18 protein-coding genes are annotated in these 19,714 nt (G+C 63.4%); 4 read left to right on the top strand and 14 right to left on the bottom strand.

The features are described from left to right. Positions 1-4: 4 nt before the first annotated feature. From DKW65_RS09555 to dapA, 12 genes are all read right to left on the bottom strand, one after another. Positions 5-604: a transglycosylase SLT domain-containing protein gene (locus DKW65_RS09555; protein WP_111657024.1), complete on the bottom strand. Its 600-nt coding sequence runs from the start codon at positions 602-604 to the stop codon at positions 5-7. After that, the gene (ligA, locus tag DKW65_RS09560; protein ID WP_111657025.1) at positions 601-2,937 is read right to left on the bottom strand and encodes an NAD-dependent DNA ligase LigA; all 2,337 of its coding nucleotides are present in this window, start codon (positions 2,935-2,937) and stop codon (positions 601-603) included. Before ligA ends, DKW65_RS09555 begins: the two co-directional genes overlap by 4 nt. A gap of 21 nt (positions 2,938-2,958) precedes the next feature. Beyond that, positions 2,959-4,071 (bottom strand): cell division protein ZipA, encoded by a 1,113-nt coding sequence (gene zipA, locus DKW65_RS09565; RefSeq protein WP_111657026.1) that lies wholly within the window; start codon positions 4,069-4,071, stop codon positions 2,959-2,961. A gap of 42 nt (positions 4,072-4,113) precedes the next feature. After that, positions 4,114-7,614, bottom strand: coding sequence for a chromosome segregation protein SMC (smc, locus tag DKW65_RS09570; protein WP_111657607.1), 3,501 nt, complete (start codon positions 7,612-7,614; stop codon positions 4,114-4,116). 134 nt (positions 7,615-7,748) lie between these two features. Next, positions 7,749-8,450, bottom strand: a complete 702-nt coding sequence (locus tag DKW65_RS09575) for a GntR family transcriptional regulator (RefSeq protein WP_245932455.1) — start codon at positions 8,448-8,450, stop codon at positions 7,749-7,751. Between the two features lie 361 nt (positions 8,451-8,811). Further along, complete coding sequence (locus tag DKW65_RS09580; RefSeq protein ID WP_245932456.1) at positions 8,812-9,321, bottom strand: hypothetical protein; 510 nt, start codon at positions 9,319-9,321, stop codon at positions 8,812-8,814. A 96-nt stretch (positions 9,322-9,417) separates the two neighbouring features. Then, positions 9,418-10,599 carry a phosphoglycerate dehydrogenase gene (locus tag DKW65_RS09585; RefSeq protein ID WP_111657027.1) on the bottom strand — a complete coding sequence of 394 codons (1,182 nt, stop codon included), beginning with the start codon at positions 10,597-10,599 and terminating at the stop codon, positions 9,418-9,420. A gap of 40 nt (positions 10,600-10,639) precedes the next feature. Then, complete coding sequence (locus tag DKW65_RS09590) at positions 10,640-10,873, bottom strand: DUF6726 family protein (RefSeq protein WP_111657028.1); 234 nt, start codon at positions 10,871-10,873, stop codon at positions 10,640-10,642. Positions 10,874-11,061: 188 nt separating this feature from the next. Further along, on the bottom strand, positions 11,062-11,778 hold the full coding sequence (purC, locus tag DKW65_RS09600; protein ID WP_111657610.1) for a phosphoribosylaminoimidazolesuccinocarboxamide synthase: 717 nt from the start codon (positions 11,776-11,778) through the stop codon (positions 11,062-11,064). Between the two features lie 16 nt (positions 11,779-11,794). Next, a complete protein-coding gene (locus DKW65_RS09605) occupies positions 11,795-12,574 on the bottom strand; it encodes an MBL fold metallo-hydrolase (protein WP_111657030.1) in 780 nt (259 codons plus the stop codon). A 10-nt stretch (positions 12,575-12,584) separates the two neighbouring features. Next, entirely contained in the window at positions 12,585-13,211 is a 627-nt protein-coding gene (gene bamC, locus DKW65_RS09610) for an outer membrane protein assembly factor BamC (RefSeq protein WP_245932457.1), read from the bottom strand. After that, positions 13,208-14,095, bottom strand: coding sequence for a 4-hydroxy-tetrahydrodipicolinate synthase (dapA, locus tag DKW65_RS09615; protein ID WP_211315764.1), 888 nt, complete (start codon positions 14,093-14,095; stop codon positions 13,208-13,210). Before dapA ends, bamC begins: the two co-directional genes overlap by 4 nt. Before the next feature lie 182 nt (positions 14,096-14,277). Between dapA and DKW65_RS09620 the strand changes: the two genes are divergently transcribed. Then, a complete protein-coding gene (locus tag DKW65_RS09620; protein ID WP_111657032.1) occupies positions 14,278-14,808 on the top strand; it encodes a glycine cleavage system transcriptional repressor in 531 nt (176 codons plus the stop codon). Between the two features lie 30 nt (positions 14,809-14,838). Beyond that, on the top strand, positions 14,839-15,309 hold the full coding sequence (locus DKW65_RS09625) for a peroxiredoxin (RefSeq protein WP_111657033.1): 471 nt from the start codon (positions 14,839-14,841) through the stop codon (positions 15,307-15,309). A gap of 25 nt (positions 15,310-15,334) precedes the next feature. Here the strand turns inward: DKW65_RS09625 and DKW65_RS09630 are convergent, their stop codons facing one another. Both DKW65_RS09630 and DKW65_RS09635 read right to left on the bottom strand, forming a co-directional pair. Continuing rightward, positions 15,335-16,456, bottom strand: a complete 1,122-nt coding sequence (locus DKW65_RS09630; protein WP_111657034.1) for an AI-2E family transporter — start codon at positions 16,454-16,456, stop codon at positions 15,335-15,337. Beyond that, the gene (locus DKW65_RS09635) at positions 16,457-16,729 is read right to left on the bottom strand and encodes a sulfurtransferase TusA family protein (RefSeq protein WP_111657035.1); all 273 of its coding nucleotides are present in this window, start codon (positions 16,727-16,729) and stop codon (positions 16,457-16,459) included. An 81-nt stretch (positions 16,730-16,810) separates the two neighbouring features. Between DKW65_RS09635 and DKW65_RS09640 the strand changes: the two genes are divergently transcribed. After that, positions 16,811-18,235: a M48 family metalloprotease gene (locus tag DKW65_RS09640; protein WP_245932458.1), complete on the top strand. Its 1,425-nt coding sequence runs from the start codon at positions 16,811-16,813 to the stop codon at positions 18,233-18,235. A 123-nt stretch (positions 18,236-18,358) separates the two neighbouring features. Then, a complete protein-coding gene (locus DKW65_RS09645; RefSeq protein ID WP_111657036.1) occupies positions 18,359-19,693 on the top strand; it encodes a DEAD/DEAH box helicase in 1,335 nt (444 codons plus the stop codon). Positions 19,694-19,714: the final 21 nt, after the last annotated feature.

A 19,714-nucleotide genomic window follows, 5' to 3' on the forward strand; every position in this document is an offset into this window, starting at 1 on the left:
ATGACTACAGGCGCCCGCATTGGCGCAACTGGCGTTCATAGGTATCGGACATCGAGGCCACCCTGGCTGCCGCGTTGATGATGGTACGGTTGTTGCGATAGTTACCCCGCGCATAGCCACCATGCCCGGAATAGTAGGCCAGGTAAAGATTGTAGGCGTCGGTCTTCGCGATGCCGTTACGCTGATGCGACTGATCATGGTACCAGCCGACAAAATGCACGGCGTCCTTGAAGCGCGTACGTCGCGCCCACCAGACGCGGTTGGCATCTTCCTTGTACCAGTCCCAGGTGGAATTCAGTGCCTGGGCGTAACCGAAGGCATTGGACGGGCGACGCCAGGGAATAAAACCGAGCAACTTGCGCCGGGGCGGGCGCGCACGCGGCTGGAAGCGCGATTCCTGATAGATGGTGGCCATCATCACCGGCACCGGCACGCCGAATTCACGTTCAGCCTTGCGCGCCTGGCGGTGCCAGTTGTTGAACAGGCTGTTGCGCTGGTCAAAGATCGCACAGGCGTTGTCCACGTTATCCGGCGCACGCATGGCACAGCCGCTTGTCAGCGACACGATCAGCAACAACGGCAGTAGTAGCGCAAGTTTTATCATGAGTCAGGAGTTAACCCGTGTTCGGCCAGCAAGGCAAGCAGCGCGTCTTCGTCCTGCACCGGGATGCCAAGCTCTTCCGCTTTTTTCAGCTTGCTGCCCGCCGCTTCACCGGCAAACACGCGGCTGGTCTTCTTCGATACGGAACCTGCCACCTTGGCACCCAGCTGTTCCAGCAGCGCCTTGGCGTCATCGCGTGTCAGGCGTGACAGGCTGCCGGTGAGCACCAGGGTTTCACCCGCCAGCGGCAGCGATGCCGACGATGACGCGGGCGCCCGGTCGCGCAGGGCGTCACACTGGGCTTGTGCGTGCGCCAGCCGCGCACACCAGCTTCTGTCAGCCTGAAGACGGCGCACCGCCTCGACCCCGGCGGCATTCAGGCCGGATTGCAACAGCGCCTCGTCATCGGCGTCACGCAACGCAGCGAAAGTGCCGAAGTGCGCGCCCAGTTTTTCCAGCGAGGTCTGCCCGATGCCGTCCAGCGGCGCCTGCAGGGCCTTGGCAGAGACCAACAGGTGCACCAGATCCAGCCGCGCCACGAATTCCGCTGAGGGGCGGTCCTCGCCCTGAGCCTGCACGCCCTGGGCCAGCAAGGCATCAATCACGTCCTGGTTATGCTGCTCATGAAAAAAGGCGGCAATGGATTGCGCGACCTTCTGGCCCACATCCGGCACCGCCAGCAACAGCAAGGGGTCCGCCTCACGCAACGCGTTCAGGTCGCCAAAGGCTCTGGCCAACGCCTTGGCGGTTTCCTCGCCAATCTGCATGATGCCGAGCGCAAACAGGACGCGCGCCAGCGGCATCTGCTTGCTCTTTTCCAGCGCCGCCATCAGGTTCGCGGCGGATTTCTCACCCATGCGCTCAAGGCGGGCCACCTGTTCGGCATCAAGCCGGTACAGATCGGCAATGTGGTTTACCAGCCCCTGATCCACCAGGGCTTCCACCAGCTTGTCGCCCAGGCCCTCGATATCCATGGCCCGGCGCGACGCAAAATGCTTGATCGCCTCCTTCTGCTGCGCGCCGCAGATCAGGCCGCCGGTGCAGCGGGCAATCACTTCGCCTTCCGGGGTAAAGATGTCGCTGCCGCACACCGGGCAGGCGGCCGGCAACTGCACCGGCCTTGCGTCATCCGGGCGCCGGTCGGCCAGCACACTCACCACCTTGGGAATCACATCGCCGGCGCGATAAATCACCACGCTGTCGCCGATGCGCAGATCCAGGCGGGCAATTTCATCCATGTTGTGCAACGTGGCGTTGCTCACTGTTACGCCGCCCACCTGCACGGGTTCCAGGCGCGCTACCGGCGTGATGGCACCGGTACGCCCTACCTGAAACTCGACATCCCGCAGTACCGTGATTTCTTCCTGGGCAGGAAACTTGTGTGCCACAGCCCAACGCGGTGCCCGAGACACAAAGCCGAGCTGCTCCTGCCAGTCAAGCCGATCCACCTTGTAGACCACGCCGTCGATGTCGTAGCCCAGCGCAGCGCGACGCTCGAGAATATCGTGATAAAACGCCAGCAGTGCGCTTACGCCCTGGCACTGGCGCACTTCCCGGTTGACGCGGATTCCCCAGTCGCGCACCCACGCCAGCAGATCGCTGTGCCGCCGGGGCCAGTCGCGCCCCTCAAGCCGGGCCACGCTGTAAGCGAAGAAATCCAGGGGGCGCTCTGCGGCGATGCGTGAATCCAGTTGCCGCAAACTGCCTGCCGCCGCATTGCGGGGATTGGCAAAGACCTTGTTGCCGGCCTCGCGCTGACGCGCATTGAGGGCCTCGAAGCCCTGGTGGGTCATCACCACTTCACCGCGAATTTCCACCAGCGCGGGCACATCACCGCGCAGCCGCAATGGCACGCTGCGCAGGGTACGAATATTGCTGGTGATGTCTTCGCCGGTTTCACCGTCGCCACGGGTGGCGCCTCGCACCAGCTCACCCTGTTCATACACCAGGCTCACGGCGAGGCCATCCAGCTTGGGCTCCGCGATGTAGTCGATATCGCCGGACACGTTCAGCCGTTCGTGAACGCGCCGGTCGAAATCCGTCAGGTCGTCATCATCGAAGGCATTGCCCAGTGACAGCATGGGCACTTCATGACGTACTTCTTCGAAGGCATCCAGAGGCCGGTCACCCACCCGCTGCGTGGGCGAGTCAGGGCTGACCAGTGCCGGATAGTCTGCTTCCAGCTTGCTCAATTCGCGAAACAGGCGGTCGTACTCGACGTCCGGGACAGCCGGATCATCCAGCACGTAATAGCGATAGCTCCAGTCGTTCAGCTTGTCGCGCAGCGCGCTGGCCTGCTCGGTGATCTCAGCGGGCGGGGGGGTACTGCGGGTCATCGGTGATTGCGTCCATCAGTGTCAGCTGCCCTGGTGCACACGCATACGGCGCTCGAATTCCTGCACCCGCTGGCGCATATGCTCCATGGTCTGCGGGGTCAGCACGCTGCGCTGTTCATCCTTGAGTTCGCCATCCAGCGCATCGGCCAGGCGGCGTACGGTCTCCAGCATCCCTTCCAGGGCCGCAATCGGCTTGCCGGGCCCAGGCAACTTGAGGAAGAAAGTAACGCCTGCGAAGGCCTCGCTTTCCATATGATCGATATCGAAAGTACCCGGTTCCACAGCGTTAGCCATGCTGAAGTGCAGCACGTCCCGGCCCGCTTCGCGGCGATGGCAGTGGAAGATATTCATGTCACCGAAACGCAGGCCATTCTCCAGCAGCTGCTCCAGCAGCAGGCGGCCATCGAAGCGGCTGCCGCGCGGGGCAATCAGATGGACCACAATCACCTCCAGCAGGTCCGGCGCCATGCGCGGCGGCTCTGCCCGGGCGGCCGGACGTGCCGCCTCACGCGGTGCCGGCTCCCGGGGCGCCGTAGCCCGCGGCGCGGGCGGCGCGGAGGCCTCCTCGCGGGTGGCGCGCAGTGCGGGCATGGCCTCGTCATCGGCGTCGTCATCATGACGGATCGCCGCACGGGGCGGCTCGGCCGCCGGGGGCGGTGCGGAGGTGGACCGGGCAGAGGGCCGGGCAGCGGGCCGGGGCGTCGGCGCGGCAGGGCGCGGGGCGGAGATCTCCCCTGCCGCATCATCGGCATCATCAAACAGGGGTTGCTGGGTGGCACGGCTCACCGGGGCCTGACGGACATCTTCCGGTTCCATCACCAGCGGCGGCGATACCCGGCCGCCATCACCGGCATCGGCCTCGGCGGCTTCGCGCGCCTGGCGGGCGGCATCGGCGGCCTCCTGTTCGGCGCGCTGGGCCAGCATACGCTGCACCACCCGCGCGCCGCCCGACGGCAGTTCCGGATTGTGCTCAACGGGTTCGGCAGCATCATCGTCATCACGGTGGCGACGGGGCTCGATCTTCATCCGCAACGAAGAGTGCCGTTCACGCAGCATGCGACGCAGGCCGTCTGCCATGATAAGCAGGATCAGAATAACCAGTATGCCGACCAGGGTCTCAAGATTCAGGCCCATAACCTTGCCTCTTCCATGTTGCGCCGTTTCATATGCCGCTGCTCAAAGCGCTGCCATTTCGGCAGCCTGATCCACATCCACGGAAACCAGACGTGACACGCCCGGCTCATGCATGGTGACGCCCATGAGCGCGCTGGCCATTTCCATGGTGATCTTGTTGTGCGTGATATAGATGAACTGCACCACCTCGGACATTTCGCGCACCAGATTACAGAAGCGCCCCACGTTCGCGTCATCCAGCGGTGCGTCCACTTCGTCAAGCATACAGAAGGGGGCCGGGTTCAATTGAAAAATTGAGAAAACCAGCGACAGCGCCGTCAGCGCCTTTTCCCCACCCGAAAGCAGATGAATGGTGCTGTTCCGTTTGCCCGGCGGCCGCGCCATGATGGCCACGCCGGTATCCAGCAAGTCTTCGCCCGTCAGCTCCAGGTAGGCATGCCCCCCACCGAAGACTTTCGGGAACAGCTCCTGCAATCCCTTGTTGATACGATCGAAATATTCCTTGAAGCGGGTCCGCGTTTCGCGATCGATCTTGCGAATGGCGTTCTCCAGAGTACGCAGGGCATCTTCCAGGTCTTCGTTCTGCCGGTCCAGATAGTCCTTGCGCTCCGCCTGGCTCTTGTACTCGTCGATGGCCGCCAGGTTGATCTGGCCGAGGCGACCGATACGCGCGGCAATGGCTTCCAGTTCCTCGTTCCACTGCTGCTCACTGGCATCGTCCGGCAGGTTCGCCAGCACAGTCTGCAGATCGAACTGCTGTTCCTGCAATTGCTCCTGCACCGTGGTGCGGCGCACCTTGATTTCCTGCCATTGCATGCGCTTGGCATCCAGTGCACTCCGCACTTCCTGAGCCTGCTGCTCAAACTGCTGGCGCTGACCATCCAGATTGCGCACTTCGTGATCGATGGTTTCCAGTTCGCGACGCACCTCTTGCAGGCGCTGCTCGGCCTCCAGCCGCAGCTCCAGCTTTTCCTCCAGCTGCGCTTTCAGCTCGATGCCCGGATCGTCACCTTCATCCAGTTGCTTTTCCAGCAGTGCCTTGCGTTCGGTCAGGCTGGCCACCTGCACATCCAGACGGGCCAGCCCCTGACGCAGTGAATCAGCCTGGGTACGGGCGCCCTGCACTTCCATGGCCAACTGGTGCGTCTGATCGCGCTGCTGGCGCGCCTTCTGGCGTGCTTCATCCAGCCGCGCGCGGGCAGCATCACGGTGCGACAACAGCTGCTCGCGCTGGCCGCTGTCCTGCTCCATGGCATCCAGCGCTTCTGCCAGAATGGCGCGGGCCTCTTTCAGTTGTTCCTGTTCCTGCTCGCGCTGGGCGCGGCTTTCATCAAGCTCACGCCCCAGTCGTTCGCGACGCATGGTGATCTGCTCCAGCCGTACCTGGCGGGCGCTCACCTGCGCATTGATCTCACCCAGTTCGCGGTTGATGCGGGTGGTCTGGCGCTGGCGCTCCTCGCGCTCCTGCTCCAGTTCCTGCACCTGCTCGCGCCCGGCGTCCAGTGCCTCGCGATTGGCGGCCACACGGGCCTCCAGTTCCGGCACCCGGGTTTCCAGCTCTTCGAGCTCACGACGGCGAGCCAGCACACCGGCTTCCTGATCCTGCTCACGCGCCACACGCAGCCAGTCCGGCCCCACCTGGATGCCGTCCCGGGTCACGGCAGACTCGCCCGCGCCCAGCTGCGCCCGCAGCGCCAGCGCGTCGCCCAGGCTTTCCACAGCGTGCACCTGACCCAGCAGCGCCGGGGCCGGCCCCGATACCAGACTGGCCAGTGTGCGGCCCGAGGCCTGCGCGGAGCCGCCCGTGGCATTGCCGGACACCAGCAGGGTGACGCGCCCCTGGGTCAGGTCACCGAGCCAGGATTCCACCTGGTCCAGTCCTTCCACACACAGCCCCTGCAGCGCGTCACCGAGCACCACTTCCACGGCGCGCTCCCAGCCGGGTTCAACGCTCAACTGGTCTGCCAGACGCGGCCGCTCACTGAGTTGATGGCTGGCCAGCCAGTCGCTGACACTGCCGTCATCCCCCATGGCCGCCTGCTGCAGGGCCTGCAGGGTGGCCTGGCGACTGGTCAGTTTCTGCAAGGTCTCGCGGTCGGCATCCAGGGCACGGCCCCGCTCACCGTTCTCGCGGCGAATATCGCTGATCTGCTCCTGCACCGCCTCGGCGCGCATTTCCGCTTCTTCAAGCTGCTCGCGCAGCTCCGCCTGCTGTGCCTCGAACTGGCGCATTTCCTCCGCCAGCGGGCCAGAATCCAGACTGCCCTGTTCCTTGCCCAGACGGTCCATACGGTCGGTCAGGCGCTCGATAGACGTTTCCAGATGCTGGATGCGTGACTGTTCCACTTCCGCCTTGCGGCGCGACTCGGCGCTGCTGTGGTTGAAGCCTTCCCATTGCTGCTGCCACTGCTGCATCGCTTCTTCGGCCTCAGCCAGCCCTTCGCTGGCTTCGGCTTCCTGCTCACGCAGCATCTCCAGCTGCGGCTCCAGCTCGGCCAGCTTTTCATCCAGTTCAGCGATACGCTCGCCGTCGCTGCTCAGATGGCTGCTGGCCTCGCGCCAGTTCTGCTCCACCTGCATCAGCTCTTCGTTCAGTTGCTGCTTGCGCTCACGCTGATGCTGGATGCTCTGCTCCAGGCGCGCCACTTCGGCACCCAGCCCGTAATAGTGCTGCTGTACCGAGTTGAAGCGATCCTGCACATCCGTGTGGCTGTCGCGCAACCGCTCCAGTTCGGCATCCACCCGGCGCTGCTCGGCAATACGTGCTTCCACCGCCACTTCCAGTTCGCGCATCACGTGCTCGATCTGCTCGACCTGGGTATTCAGCGAACGCCAGCGCAGGGCGCGCACCTGGGCGCCAAGCTGGCGCTCTTCTTCCTTGTACTGCTTGTATTTTTCTGCCGCGGCGGCCTGCCGTGACAGGCGCTCCAGCTGACGCCCCAGCTCGTCGCGAATATCGGTCAGCCGCTCCAGGTTTTCCCGGGTGCGGCGCATGCGGTTCTCGGTTTCACGGCGGCGTTCCTTGTAGCGTGAAATCCCCGCCGCCTCTTCGATATAGACGCGCAGTTCCTCCGGCTTGGCCTCGATCAGCCGCGAGATCATGCCCTGCTCGATAATGGCATAGCTGCGCGCGCCCAGGCCGGTGCCCAGAAACAGGTCGGTGATGTCCTTGCGGCGGCACTTGGTGCCATTGAGGAAGTAGGCAGACTGGCCGTCGCGGGTGACCATGCGACGCACGCCGATCTCGGCAAAGCTGGCGTATTCGCCACCAATCTTGCCGTCGCTGTTGTCAAATACCAGTTCGATAGAGGCCTGGGCCACCGGCTTGCGGCCGTTGGAGCCATTGAAGATGACATCGGTCATCGACTCGCCGCGCAGGTGCTTGGCCGAGGACTCCCCCATCACCCAGCGCACAGCGTCGATGATGTTCGACTTGCCACAGCCGTTGGGACCGACGACAGCGGTCAGGTTCTCCGGGAACAGGGCGGTGGTCGGGTCTACAAAGGACTTGAATCCCGCGAGCTTGATACTTTTCAGTCGCATAGCCGTGATGAACCTGGTCGTGGTGCCGCGTCCGGCGGCGCCTGTGAAATCAAACACTTGCCTGTCCCGGCGCGGCGCCTGACGGGCAATACCGGAAAAACGGCTAGTGTATATAAAACACGCCAGAAATGCCCCTACTTGCGGCGGCGATTGCCCCAGGCGGCCTCGATCTGGCGTGCCCGCACAATGGACTCCTGCACCAGTGAAGACTGGTGCTCGGCGAACTCGCGAATGATTTCCAGAGCAGAGCGCACATCGCGGCGGAAGATGGTCTCAATGATCGCCTTGAAGAAGGCCAGGCATTCCTTCATCTCATCCTGGTCGATGTGCAAGGCCATGTAGTAGGCCCGCTGGATGGCGGGCTCCAGATTGTCGAGGATATCCTCGACAAAGGCGTTGCGGGCAAAGGGATAGGCCAACCCGAAGAAGGCGAAACTATGCTCGAAGAAGGCCTCGGTGTCGCGTTCCTCCACCTGGACCTGGAGCAGGTGAATCAGCTCGATAAAGGGATCGAGGTCGTCTTCCTTCATGACCTTGATGGCCTTGCGAATCACCAGCCCCAGCAGCACCTGCATGACCTCGTAGAGGCCACGCACATGGGCCTCGGACATGTCCTTCACCACCGCGCCCCGGCGCGGCAGGATGTCGATCAGATGGCGACGTTGCAAAATCAGGAGGGCTTCACGGACAGAACCGCGGCTCACCTCCAGTTCGGCAGCGATACGCAGTTCCTGAATGCGGTCGCCGGGCAACATCTCGCCACGGATGATCTGGCGGCCCAGATGCTGGGCAATTTGCTCGGACAGACTGTCGTTGGCTTTGAAACTCACCGGCATCCCTTCGATTTGTTCAACAATTCACGCGCCGTGCTCTGCAAGCTGTCCGACTATACTACAACCGGATGCCGGGAACAGTGCCAGAAATGCAACGCTCAAGTTACCCACAGAATCTGTGGATAACTCTGTGCGTAATAGTGTGGGAAACTGGCGCAAGCCCCCTGAGAAGCGGCGAACCGGCAAACTGACGAAAAAGTGCTCAAAAAATAAATCTTATGTTTTTCATTGGGTTACACAATCACCCGGAGAAATCAAGGGGTTACGCCATGATGCTGAAACATTCGTGAAATATGCTCAAAAGCTGTGCAAAACTTCGTAGCACCACTGCACCCTTGCGGGCCGAAAAGCTCAGACAACCCCCTCATCGACGCAGGCTGAGGGTCACACCCAGGGTGAGTTGCGGCTCTGCATCCAGGTCATGACGACGGCGTTTTGCCTCGGTGTCACACTGTGCAGACGGTCGATAGTCGCCACAATCCAGCGGCTCCAGCACGGCCAGGCCGGCACTGAGTGTCAGGCGGACATGGTTGCCCACCCACTGATGCCCCATTTCGGCGCCCAGCCCCAGGCGTTCGTAACGTTTCTCGCCGCCCAGATCGCCCGCCAGCAGGCCGCCGAAGAAACCGTTGGTCACGGTCGTCCCGCCATCAAGGCGACGGCGCATGCCGACCGCCCAGCGCAGATCGTCATCCTGGAAGCCCTGGCTACCGATATGCGCACCGGGCAGTGCCCAGACGGAGGTATGCCGCCAGGCCCATTCGATATTCGGGCCGACCACGCCATTGAGGAAGCCGGCACCCACCAGCAGTTCGGCACGGGCAAAGCCCGGCGACAGCAGCAGCGCCAGCAGAAGTACGCGAATCAGGGTCACGGAGGAGTCCTCTTTATTGTTGTTATGAGCTGTTGTTACCAGCTGTGGGGACTTATTGTGGGCAAGCGGCCGGAGTATGACAAGCCGCCAGACCCTTCAGGTGGCAGGCGGCGGCAACTGGCGCACATTCACCACGCCCTCAATGGCCGCGATGCGGGCCAGCACGTCGGGCGCCGGGGCGGTTTCCAGATCCAGCAGGTTATAGGCAATCTCTTCACGGCTCTTGTTGAGCATATCGACCACATTCAGCTCGGCGTCCGCCAGCACCGACAGCACATGACCCAGCATCTTGGGCACATTGCGGTTGGTGACCGCCAGCCGGACACCGCCGTTGCGCTCCAGTACCAGCGTCGGGAAATTGACGGCATTGACGATATTCCCGTGCTCCAGAAAGTCGATCAGTTGATCCGCTGCCATGCGGGCGCAGTTCTCCTCGGATTCGCCGGTGCTGGCGCCCAGGTGGGGCGTTGCCACCACGCCGGGCACGCCCTGCAACAAGGTCGAGGGGAAATCCGTAAGGTAGGCACGCAGCCGCCCGCCCTGCAACGCCTCCAGCGCCGCCCGATCATCAACAATACCGTCGCGGGCAAAATTGAGCAGGCAGGCCCCCGGCCTCAGCGCGCCCAGGGCATCGCCATTGATCAGGTGACGGGTCGCGGGCAACAGGGGCAAGTGCAGGCTGATATAGTCGGCCCGTGACATCAGCGCCGCCAGGCTGTCCATGCGACCGACCTGATTGGGCAGCCGCCAGGCGGCCTCCACCGACAGCGCCGGATCATAGCCGATCACCCGCATACCCAGTGCCAGCCCCATTTCGGCCACCTTCGAGCCGATGGCCCCCAGGCCGACCACCCCCAGGGTTCGCCCGGCCAGCTCACGACCACGGAACTGCTTCTTGCCCGCTTCAACCGCCGCATGCAGCGCCGCCTCGTCGTTGATCTCCAGACCGCGCACCCACTCGATGCCCTGCATGATGCCGCGCGACCCCAGCAACAGGGCCGCCAGCACCAGTTCCTTGACGGCATTGGCGTTGGCGCCGGGCGTATTGAACACCGGGATACCCGCTTCGGTGCAGGCGGCCACATCAATGTTGTTGACCCCGGCACCCGCGCGGGCAACGGCCTTCAGACCCTCGCCGAGTGCGTCAGCGCCCAGCCGGTGGGACCGCAGCAGGATGGCATCCGGCTGGGTGAATTCGCTGGCCACTTCATAACGATCGCGGGGAAACCGCTCCAGACCGCAAACGGCTATCTGGTTGAGTGTCTGGATATGAAACATCGGCGCTCCCTGTGCAGAGCCGACGCGGCAACGCCCCCGTTCAGATCGGGATGTCGTCGATACGATCGGCCACCTTGTCAATGGAGGCATTGGCCTCACGAAATACGTCGTTGATCGGGTTACCCACCACCGGCAGCACCGACAGGGTTGATCCGACCACTGTCCCCGCAGACCCGACCAGTCGCATGGGCGTCGTCACGATCTTGGTCAGGAAACAGCCGGAAAGCAAACTCACCAGCAGGCTCAACAGGACTATTCTTGTCAGCGTTTTCATGATTCACCTGTTCGTTATTGTTATGGGTCTTGCATGGTTATTAAGTGACCAATTCAAAACCAGGCGCAGGCCAGATAGCAAGCGCCGCGCGCAGGAATACGACCAAGTGCACAAGCAGGGGGAGCGTACAGGGGAAAACGGGGACAGTGCTCCCCGGACGGGGAGCACTGGACAGGAAGTGTGAGGGATCAGTATTCGAAGGTCATGCCCAGGCGGCGACCCACTTCTTCGTAGGCTTCCACCACACCACCAAGGCCCTGGCGGAAGCGGTCCTTGTCCAGCTTCTCGCGAGTCTCGGCATCCCACAGGCGGCAGCCGTCGGGGCTGAATTCGTCACCCAGCAGCACCTCGCCATCAAAAACGCCGAATTCGAGCTTGTAGTCCACCAGCAACATGCCGCCATCCAGAAACAGTTGCTTCAGGATGTCGTTGACCTTGAAGGTCAGCACCTTCATCTGTTCGATCTGGCCCGGCTCGGCCCAGCCGAAGCTGCGCACGTGGAATTCGTTGATCATCGGGTCGCCCAGGGCGTCGTTCTTCAGGAACATCTCGAAGGTGGGCGGATTCAGTTCCTTGCCCTCTTCCACGCCCAGGCGCCGGCACAGGCTGCCGGCGGCCAGGTTGCGCACCACGCACTCCACCGGAATCATCTGCAACCGCTTGACCAGTGATTCGTTGGCCGACAGGCGTTTGACGAAATGGGTAGGAATACCCGCCTCGGCGAGCTTTTCCATGATGAAGGCATTGAACTGGTTGTTCACCGCCCCCTTGCGCGCCAGCTTCTCCATCTTCTTGCCGTCAAACGCTGAGGTGTCATCGCGAAAACTCAGCACCATCAGGTTGTCATCGTCCGTGGTGAACACGGATTTGGCCTTGCCGGAATACAGTTCTGTGCGCTTTTCCATCTGTTCCATCCGTTCGTCATTCCACGGCCAGCCAGGGGAAGCCCTCGGCCTGGTTCGCCACCCGCAGGCGGCGCCTGTCATCGAATCCCGCTTCCGCCACCGCTTCCAGGGCGTGAGCCGGGGTGTTGTTTTCCTCGCTCAGGTGCGACAGCACCAGATGCTGAAGCCGGTCCTGCTCCAGCTCGGCCACCAGCGAGGCGGCCTGCCGATTATTCAGATGCCCCCACTGACCACCCACACGCCGTTTCAGCGACAGCGGATAGCGGCCATTGGCCAGCATGTCCATATCATGATTGCATTCCAGCACCAGTGCATCACAGGCGGCGTAAGCCTCGCTGACATGCGTGGTGATCATGCCCAGATCGGTAAGCACCCCAAGCCGGTAGCGGGCGTCTGCAAGCACATACTGGCAGGGCTCGCGTGCATCATGGGGTACCGGCACCGGCGTGATGGTCAGGGCCCCGACCGTTACGTCGCGCCCCGGTCGCACCTCATGCAGGGTCACGCCGCCGGCGTCGTGCCGGGCGCCGCGCTCCGCCAGCGCACGGGCGGTGCCGTGGCTGAGGTAGACCGGCACCCCGAGGCGCCGCGCCAGCGGCAAGACGCCACGCACATGGTCACCGTGCTCGTGGGTCACGAAAATGGCGGTCAGCCGGGCGGGATCAATACCCTGTCCGGCCATGCGTGCCAGGGTTTCCCTGACCGAAAAGCCGCAGTCCACCAACACCAGGGTGTCATCGCTCTGCACCAGGGTGGCATTGCCCTTGCTGCCACTGCCGAGCGAGGCGAACTTCACAGGTCACTCTTCACAATTCGTTGTACAGGCGCTCGAGAATCGCCTGCCCCGGCGCCTGCTGCACCAGGGTGGTACCACGCTGGTTCAGCACCGCCACCTGGATGCCGTTGACCGTATGGCTCAACTTGATCTGTGCCTGCCGCTCGCTGAGACCGTAGCTGGACGGCACGCGAATGTAATAGATACCGGATTCCCGGTTGCGGTCTTCAATGTTCAGGTCGGTGCGCCCGAGTGCCTGGCCCACATACTCCCACGCCCAGACAAACTGGGTGCTGAGCATCAGGATCGGGTAGCCGTTACCGTCACGCCCCATGATGGCCGTAAGGCGACCAGGGTCTTCGCTCTGCGCGGCGTCGGCGTCCTCACCCAGGCGGCCAAGAATCGCCAGCTGCGGCGGGGAAGGCGCCCGGAAACGCTCTCCGGAGGGCGCCACCCGGTCTTCCGCGTCAGGGATCGGGTAACTGTCCTGGAAGCCGACGAAATGCATGCCCTCGGGCACCTCCATACGTTCGGCCGTCTCCGCATCGCGATAGACCAGGGTGCGATCCGGCAACCAGCTGCAGCCGGTCACCAGGCTGCTGCCCAGCACGAGCAGCCATGCGGCCACCGGCAGCGCCCTCATTTGACCTTCTCTCATTTCACCTCCAGCAAACCGCACTCACGCAGGGTTTGCCGCACACGTTCCTGGGCTGGCGCCGACAACGGGGTCAACGGCAGACGAATACCCCGATCAATGCGCCCCATCTCGTACAGGGCCCACTTGACCGGAATCGGATTGGATTCCACGAACAGCACCCGATGCAGGGCTTCCATCTGCGCGTTCAGGCGGCGCGCCTCGTCACCCTCACCGGCCAGTGCCGCATTACAGGCCGCAGCCATGGTGCCCGGCACCACGTTGGCGGTCACGGACACATTGCCATGGCCACCCAGCAGGATGAAATCGATGGCCGTGGCGTCATCACCGGAGTACAGCATGAAATCCGGGCTGCAACGCTCCATCAGTTCACGGGCACGATCCAGGTTGCCGGTGGCTTCCTTGATGCCGACGATGTTCGGCACCTTGCTCAGGCGCTCCACCGTCTCCGGCAGCATGTCACAGGCCGTGCGCCCCGGCACGTTATAGAGAATCTGCGGGATATCCACTTCCCGGGCGATGGCCAGGTAATGCTGGTACAAACCTTCCTGGGTCGGCTTGTTGTAGTACGGCGTCACCAGCAGACAGGCATCGGCACCAGCGCGCTGGGCGTCGCGGGTCAGGCGAATGGCCTCTTCGGTGGAATTGGCGCCGGTGCCGGCAATCACAGGGATACGCCCGGCCGCCGCCGAGATGATCTCGCGGATGACCAGATCGTGTTCCTCGAAGCCGAGCGTGGCAGACTCGCCGGTGGTGCCCACGGCAACAATGGCATGGGTCCCTTCGGCCACATGCCAGTCAACCAGTTTTCTCAGGCGCTCCCAGTCCACCGAACCATCGGCATGCATCGGGGTAACCAGCGCTACAATACTGCCGCGAATGTCCACGTTTGCTCCGGCATCATCATGGTGAAAGGCGCCATATGGTACTGGCCGCCCCCGGCGGCGACAACTGGCGCCGTGTACGGCCCGACGCCGTGCTGGCTTCAAGCCATCCGCGCAGGCCGGTACACTCTTTCCCCTGGCCCTACACCCCAGGCCCTACACAGGCACACACAAGGAAAGCAGGCATGGATCAATTGATCGTCATTTCGGCGCTGGGTTCCGACCGCCCGGGTATCGTACGCGCCCTCTCCGGCGCCGTGCTGGCCGAACAGGGCAATATTCTCGACTCCCGAATGACCGTGCTCGGCGGCGAGTTCGCCGTGCTGATGCTGGTCAGCGGCAATGAGGCCACCCTGGCCCGACTGGAGGAGGCCCTGCCGCCGGTCGCGGGCGAACTGGACCTGACCCTGACCCTGCGCCGTACGGCACCTCGGGAAGCGCCCGCAGGCGCCCGTCCCTACCAGGTGGAGGTGGTGGCCATGGACCATCCGGGCATCGTCCATGAGATCGCCCAGTTCTTCTCCGCCCGGGGTATCAACATCAGTGATCTGAGTACCGGCACCTATGCCGCTCCGCATACCGGCACGCGCATGTTCAGCCTTCACCTGACGCTGAGCGTGCCGGTTGAAGAATCCGTGGCCCGGTTGCGCGATGCCTTCCTGGATTTCTGCGAAGAACGCAATCTTGATGCCACCCTGCAACCCCGCCGTAGCTGAAGCCTGCCACGGTTCAACAGAGGACAGCCGATGAGCAAGACCGCACAACTGGACAAGACCATTCCTGCCTTCACCGCCGCCGCCACCAGCGGCCAGACCGTCCGTTCACGCGACTTCAAGGGGCACAAGGTGGTGCTCTATTTCTATCCCAAGGACAACACGCCGGGCTGCACCACAGAGGGCAGTGACTTCCGTGATCTGCACAGCGATTTCGAGAACGCCGGTTGCCTGGTGTATGGCGTGTCCAAGGACAGCCTGCGCAGCCACGAGAATTTCCGCAACAAACTCGGGCTGCCCTTCGAGCTGATCTCGGACGAGGACGAAACCCTGTGTCGGCTGTTCGACGTGATCAAGCTGAAGAAGATGTACGGGCGTGAGTTCGAGGGCATTGAACGCAGCACCTTCCTGATTGACGCCGACAGCACCCTGCGCCGGGAATGGCGCAAGGTAAAGGTCAAGGGCCACGCTGAGGACGTGCTCGAGGCAGCGCGCGCGCTGTAGCGCGCCGCCGCTCCGGGCTGCCCACTCAGAGCGGCCCGTTATGCGCCTCGTCCGCCGCCACGGAGGGTGGCGGCGGATCCACCACTATCCCGCCCTGCTGTTGTCGCGGCCAGGCATACAGCACCGCCTTGATCAGCGTCGCCAGCGGAATGGCGAAGAAGACGCCCCAGAACCCCCACAGGCCCCCGAAGAACAGGATGGCGGTGATAATGGCCACCGGGTGCAGGTTGACGGCCTCGGAGAACAGGAACGGCACCAGGACGTTGGCATCGAGAAACTGGATCACGCCATAGACGATCATGACGAGGGCGAATTCCCCACCCCAGCCGAACTGCACCCAGGCCACGGCGGCCACCGGAATCGTCACCACCGTGGCACCGATATACGGAATCACCACCGACAGGCCTACCAGCACCGCCAGCAGCAGCGCGTAGTTCAATCCGAGCACTTTGAAGGCGATATAGGTGACCACCCCGACGATCAGGATTTCGATCGCCTTGCCACGCACATAATTGGCAATCTGCTGATCCATCTCGGCCCAGACATTGCCCAGTACGCGGCGCCGGTTTGGCAGCATCGACGCGCTCCACTCGAGCAGGCGCTTGCGGTCGGCCAGAAAGAAGAACACCAGCAGCGGCACCAGCACCAGGAAGATCATCACATCGACAATGCTGGGAATGGTCGCCAGGGACAGGGACAGCACGGCCTGGCCGGCGTTGGCGAGCTGATGCTGCGCCGTGTCGACAATCGCATCCACCTGGCGCATGGAAATCATGTCCGGGTAGGCGGCGGGCAGCTCGCGCAGCCAGCGTTCGCTGTTATTGAGAATACGTGGCAGCTGGTCCTGGACCAGATTCACGGTCTGCTTCCAGATCACCGGCAACAGCAACACCAGCGTCGCCACCAGCAGGCTGACGAACAGCAGGTAGACCAGCAGCACCGCCAGTTTCTCCGGCAACCCCCAGCGCATCAGCGCGCTCACCAGCCCCTGCATCAGGTAAGCCAGCACCAGCGCCGTGAGCACCGGCGCCAGCATGCCGCCAAAGAGCAGGATGACCAGCAATCCCCCGGCGAGCAGGAAGAACAGATATACCGCCTCTTCGTCCGAGAAATAGGCGCGAAACCAGTTACGGACAATATCCAGCACTTAAGAGTCTCCCTTGGCTGTGCGGATCAGGAACCAGAATTCTTCATCGACCTCGCCACTGCGAACCAGTTCATGTCCTGATTGTCTCAGATAGGCGGGAATGTCGCGTCGTGAACCGGCATCGGTGGCGCGCACCAGCAGGGTGTGCCCCGACGGCAAGTGGCGCAAGGCCTGCCGCGCGCGCAGCAGGGGCATGGGGCAACGCAAGCCGCGCGCGTCAAGGACGTCGTCCGCGGTGGGCAGTGGTCCGGTGGCAACTGTGCCGCTGGTCATGGTCATGGCCCCCTGGCGCGCATCACGTCATAGCATCGTTGAGTGCATTATACTGATCGCAGGCATGAACAGGAGATCACGTTGATACGGTTGTTGCCACTGGTGCTCATCATGGCACTGGCCAGCGGCTCCGTGGGCGCCAATACCCAGCTTCCGGATCTGGGGGACCCCACCGGCACCATTCTGACCCCCGAGCAGGAGTACCGGCTCGGGCGTGCCTGGCTGCGCAGCCTGCGCAGCCAGGCGCCTATCCTTCAGGACCCGCTGGTGCAGGATTACGTGGAGCATCTGGTCTATCGGCTGGCATCGCACAGCGATCTGGCGGAGCCGGATCTGGCCATCGTGGTGGTGAATAATCGCGAGATCAACGCGTTTGCCGTACCCGGAGGCGTCATCGGGCTCAATGCCGGCCTGTTCCTGAACGCCGAAACCGAAGACGAAGTGGCCGCCGTGGTCGCCCACGAAATCGCCCACGTGAGCCAGCGTCACTTCACCCGTCGCTATGCCGACAGCCGCCGCATGAACCAGGCCATGCTCGCCGCCATGCTGGCCAGCCTGGCGGTGGCCATCGCCGGCGATGCCCAGGCCGGCATGGCCGGTATCGCCACCAGCCAGGCGGCCGCCATCCAGTCACAACTGGCCTACTCCCGCCACCACGAGCGCGAAGCGGACCGGGTGGGCATGCAGACCCTGGTCAACGCGGGGATGGACCCGCATGCCATGCCGCGATTCTTCGAGCGTATGGCCCGCAGCCGCCAGTACGCGGGGTCGCCGCCGGAATTCGTGCTGACCCACCCGGTCACCGAAACGCGGATTGCCGACAGCCGCAACCGCGCTGAGTCCCTGGCCCGGCCACGCCTGCGAGCCACCCCGGAGTTCGATCTGATCCGCGCCCGTATTCAGGCCGCCTTCATCAGCGATGCCCAGCAGGCCCTGACCCATTTTCGCGGCCAGTACGAAGGCGGCAGCAGTATCGCCCAGCAGGCCGCCGGCTTCGGCCTGGTCATGAGCGCCCTGCGCGCGCGTCAGTATGATCTGGCGGAAAGCACATTGCATCGACTGATGGAACATGACCCGGACCAGTTCTGGTACCGCCTGGCACTGGCCGAAGTGGCCGAAAACCGCGATGACCATGCCCGTGCCATCGAGATTCTGGAACAGGTGCTGGATCTGATGCCCGGCAACTATGCGACCTCGGTGATGCTGGCACGCAATCTGATTGCCACCGAGGACTACGCCGAGGCGCGCCGCCTGCTGGATCGCCTGCTGCTGAAACGCCAGGACCCGATGCTGTGGAGCATGATGGCCGACGCCTGGGGCAGGGAGGGTGATCGCGCCCGCGCCCATCAGGCCCGGGGGGAGTACCTGTTTGCCATTGGTCAGGAACAGCGCGGCCTGGAGCAGATGCGCTTTGCCCTGAACCAGAGCAACGAGCGGTTTGCCCTGCACAGCCAGGTCCGTGCCCGGCTCCAGGAAATGGAACGGCTGGCCAACGAGCGCTTCTGAGGGCTATACTGCCGCGTCGCTTCCAGTCAGCGACGGCGCCGATTGCGCCCTATTCCCGATTTTCTTTACGCCCGTGACTGGTCCTGAATGCAGCGACGGGCGCCCGACTTTTTCCGGAGCATCATGTCCTTTTCTGAACTTGGCTTGTCCGAAGCCATTCTGCGTGCCGTGCGCGAGCGCGGTTATGACACCCCCACCCCGATCCAGCGCCAGGCCATTCCCGCCGTACTCCAGGGCGGTGACCTGCTGGCAGGCGCCCAGACCGGCACCGGCAAGACCGCTGGCTTTACCCTGCCGATCCTGCAGCGTCTGAGCGAAACAGCGCCGCGCAAACGCGGCGCCGTGCGCGCCCTGATCCTCGCCCCGACCCGGGAGCTGGCCGCCCAGGTGGAAGAATCCGTGCGCCTGTATGGCCAGCATGTGGATCTCACCTCCATGGTCATGTTCGGCGGTGTCGGCATGCAGCCGCAGGTGGATCGCCTGAAGAAACGCGTCGATATCCTGGTGGCCTGCCCCGGCCGTCTGCTTGATCACGCTGGTCAGGGCACTGTCGATCTGTCGAATATCGAGATCCTCGTCCTGGACGAAGCCGACCGCATGCTCGACATGGGCTTTATCCATGATATTCGCAAGGTCCTGCGGCTGGTGCCGAAGAACCGGCAGAATCTGCTGTTCTCGGCAACCTTCTCCGATGAGATCAAGACGCTGGCCGATAGCCTGCTGAACAGCCCGGCCCTGATCGAAGTGGCGCGCCGCAATGCCACTGCGGATACCGTCGCACAAACGGTCTACCGCGTGGACCGCGAGCGCAAACGCGAATTGCTGGCCGAACTGATTACCCGCCACAACTGGTATCAGGTGCTGGTCTTTACCCGCACCAAGCACGGTGCCAACCGCCTTGCCGAACAGCTTGCGAAACAGGGCATCAGTGCCCTGGCCATCCATGGCAACAAGAGCCAGTCAGCACGGACACGCGCCCTCGCCGAGTTCAAGGCGGGCAGTCTGCAAGTGCTGGTGGCCACCGATATTGCCGCACGCGGTATCGATATCAGCGAATTGCCCCATGTGGTGAATTTCGAATTGCCGAACGTGGCAGAAGACTATGTGCACCGTATTGGCCGCACGGGCCGGGCTGGCGCAGTGGGGGAAGCCATTTCCCTGGTCTGCGTGGACGAAGACAAGCTGCTGGCCGGGATCGAAAAGCTGATCAAGCGACGCCTGCCGGTCGAAATACTGCCCGGCTTCGAACCGGACCCGCGCATCAAGCCGGAACCGATTCCCAACGGGCGCCAGCAACGCGGTGGCGGTGGCGGTCGTGGCAATGGTGGTGGCGGTCAGGCCCGCAGTCAGGGTCGTGGCGGCAACGGCGGCGGACAACGCCCGCAGGGCAGCGCCCCCGGGGGCAACAAACCGGCCAACAGCCGTCCTCGCCGTCGCCGTACCCCTCAGCCCGCCTGATACGGCGGCACGCAGGCTGGG

Origin of the sequence: Isoalcanivorax indicus (assembly GCF_003259185.1) — a bacterium.
Lineage (GTDB): Bacteria > Pseudomonadota > Gammaproteobacteria > Pseudomonadales > Alcanivoracaceae > Isoalcanivorax > Isoalcanivorax indicus.

Coding starts and splice junctions, on each gene's coding strand:
- DKW65_RS09555 (WP_111657024.1), bottom strand. CDS start 604: ATGATAAAACTTGCGCTACTACTGCCGTTGTTGCTGATCGTGTCGCTG.
- ligA (WP_111657025.1), bottom strand. CDS start 2,937: ATGACCCGCAGTACCCCCCCGCCCGCTGAGATCACCGAGCAGGCCAGC.
- zipA (WP_111657026.1), bottom strand. CDS start 4,071: ATGGGCCTGAATCTTGAGACCCTGGTCGGCATACTGGTTATTCTGATC.
- smc (WP_111657607.1), bottom strand. CDS start 7,614: ATGCGACTGAAAAGTATCAAGCTCGCGGGATTCAAGTCCTTTGTAGAC.
- DKW65_RS09575 (WP_245932455.1), bottom strand. CDS start 8,450: ATGCCGGTGAGTTTCAAAGCCAACGACAGTCTGTCCGAGCAAATTGCC.
- DKW65_RS09585 (WP_111657027.1), bottom strand. CDS start 10,599: ATGTTTCATATCCAGACACTCAACCAGATAGCCGTTTGCGGTCTGGAG.
- DKW65_RS09590 (WP_111657028.1), bottom strand. CDS start 10,873: ATGAAAACGCTGACAAGAATAGTCCTGTTGAGCCTGCTGGTGAGTTTG.
- purC (WP_111657610.1), bottom strand. CDS start 11,778: ATGGAAAAGCGCACAGAACTGTATTCCGGCAAGGCCAAATCCGTGTTC.
- bamC (WP_245932457.1), bottom strand. CDS start 13,211: ATGAGAGAAGGTCAAATGAGGGCGCTGCCGGTGGCCGCATGGCTGCTC.
- DKW65_RS09620 (WP_111657032.1), top strand. CDS start 14,278: ATGGATCAATTGATCGTCATTTCGGCGCTGGGTTCCGACCGCCCGGGT.
- DKW65_RS09625 (WP_111657033.1), top strand. CDS start 14,839: ATGAGCAAGACCGCACAACTGGACAAGACCATTCCTGCCTTCACCGCC.
- DKW65_RS09635 (WP_111657035.1), bottom strand. CDS start 16,729: ATGACCAGCGGCACAGTTGCCACCGGACCACTGCCCACCGCGGACGAC.
- DKW65_RS09645 (WP_111657036.1), top strand. CDS start 18,359: ATGTCCTTTTCTGAACTTGGCTTGTCCGAAGCCATTCTGCGTGCCGTG.